Origin of the sequence: Leptolyngbya sp. CCY15150 (assembly GCF_016888135.1) — a bacterium.
Lineage (GTDB): Bacteria > Cyanobacteriota > Cyanobacteriia > RECH01 > RECH01 > RECH01.
In genome coordinates this window covers 1-215 of the sequence record NZ_JACSWB010000142.1, presented here as the reverse complement: position 1 = coordinate 215, position 215 = coordinate 1, and the positions used below count along the sequence as shown (strand labels likewise).

At 47.9% G+C, this 215-nt stretch carries 1 pseudogene; it reads right to left on the bottom strand.

Features of this window, described 5'->3' with window-relative positions:
• A pseudogene (locus JUJ53_RS24565) lies at positions 1-130 on the bottom strand (IS1 family transposase); the annotation flags it as partial.
• Between the last annotated feature and the right edge of the window lie 85 nt (positions 131-215).

Below are 215 nucleotides of genomic sequence, written 5' to 3'. Positions count from 1 at the left end.
AACAAGCCCAACCCATCACAATCTGCCACAAGGGCTTAAACGTCTCTAGAGAGTGGTCTCCTACCACGAACTGGAGAATGCCTGGGTGTTTTGTATTTACGACCGTCCACAACCAAAGTTTGTTTTTTTCTAGGGCGGCAAAACTAGCTGGAGAGCCTTCTGCTCCAGGTTAGCTAAATAAGCTGCAGGGGAACGTCGAAAATGCCGTTGTTGAT